This window comes from Blautia sp. HCP3S3_D9 (assembly GCF_052063845.1).
GTDB lineage: Bacteria > Bacillota > Clostridia > Lachnospirales > Lachnospiraceae > Blautia_A.
Genome location: NZ_JBQHWS010000261.1, coordinates 1 through 1,607, shown reverse-complemented (window position 1 = coordinate 1,607; position 1,607 = coordinate 1). Strand labels below are relative to the sequence as shown.

Below are 1,607 nucleotides of genomic sequence, written 5' to 3'. Positions count from 1 at the left end.
CTGTGTTTTAACAGTATATTGCTTTTCACCTATCAAGTGAATGAAAAAAGAGCATCCATTTGTGGTAAAATTAAGGTGTTCGAAGCCATTAATAATACAAACAAAGGAGCCCTTTATGAGTATTGTAAACACCTTACCATTAGAAAGCAATAGGCAGATTAAAATAAATTTTGATGGAGGGGATTTGTCCTCCGATGCAGGCTTACTTCTTATCAAAGAATTCGTAAGCAAACTTGGTATTGATAAGCTTTTTGTCAAAGCTTTCAAGACCAATGATTCCGCATTATTCAGATATCACACGGATCAGGAAAACCTGCTCCAGATGATATATATGATCATTGCCGGTTATTTCGAAGATGATGCTTCCGATGAACTTACAAATGATCCTGTATTCAAGTCTATACTTGAAAAAGATGCCCTGGCATCACAGCCTACTGTATCAAGATTCTTTAACCGTATGGATGAAGATACCTTAAACCAGTTCTTTACGATTAGTAGAATGCTTCGGAAGAAAATTTACAGTATTCAGATGCCACAGGCTGTTATTCTGGATCTGGATTCCACTCTCCTTGATGCATACGGAAATCAGGAAGGCAGAGCATTTAACTTTCATTATCAAAGCAATGGCTATCATCCACTTGTCTGTTATGATGGAATGACTGGGGATTTGATAAAAATCCAGCTTCGTGACGGAACACAGTATTCCTGCACCGGAGTGGTTGACTTCCTGCAGCCGATACTTGATGAATACCTGAATGATTATCCGGAAATTCGTATTCTGCTTCGTGGTGACAGCGGTTTTGCTACGCCTGACCTTTACAAGCAGTGCGAGGAAAATGGCACAAGCTATGTGATCCGGCTGAAGGAGAATGGCATCCTCCGTGAAAAAGCATCCCATCTTGTGGATGAGCTTGATGAGATCACCAGAAACAACAAAGTGGATTATGCGGTAGTTTATGGTGAATTCATGTACAAAGCAGGTCCATGGCCTTATGAAAGGCGTGTGGTATGCAAGGTCGAAAAGCCGGAAAACCAGATGGTTTACATGTACACATTTGTTGTCACAAACATGGATTCCTCACCAGAGTATCTCATCAAATTTTACTGCAAAAGAGGACTGATGGAAAACTTCATCAAAGAAAGCAAATCCGGTTTTGATTTCGCTTCCGTAAGCAGTCATACCAGAATGGTAAATGCCAATAGGCTTCAGGTACACGCTCTTGCGTATAACATATTTAATTGGTTTAGACGATTGGCGTTATCAGCAAACATGCGAAAACAACGCATTGATACCGTCCGTTTAAAACTGCTGAAGATTGCCGCAAAAGTAATACGTTCAGCAAGATATATAACATTCAAGCTGTGTAGCAGCTGCCCTTATAAGAATGAATTCTATGAGACACTTTCAAATATCGGTAAGCTGAATGTGCAGCTGGAATAGCAAAGATTAACGAACCTTGACAGCTTAACAATTGCACTCTGAACTCTGCCACAGGGATTTTATACCCTTTTAACAGGTTAATTGAGTGATGTTATGGCTGCATGGATCACTTTTTAGATTCATGGCACAGTTATCTGTTCAGATACTGTTCCGTGAATAATTCAGG

At 39.9% G+C, this 1,607-nt stretch carries 1 protein-coding gene; it reads left to right on the top strand.

The window, feature by feature from the left end; translation table 11 throughout:
- Window positions 1–115: 115 nt before the first annotated feature.
- Window positions 116–1,441 carry an IS1380 family transposase gene (locus tag ACTNES_RS20730; protein WP_441040561.1) on the top strand — a complete coding sequence of 442 codons (1,326 nt, stop codon included), beginning with the start codon at window positions 116–118 and terminating at the stop codon, window positions 1,439–1,441.
- Window positions 1,442–1,607: the final 166 nt, after the last annotated feature.

Bases quoted from the DNA above. Each gene is read 5' to 3' on its own strand.
- ACTNES_RS20730 (WP_441040561.1), top strand. From the start codon at position 116: ATGAGTATTGTAAACACCTTACCATTAGAAAGCAATAGGCAGATTAAA.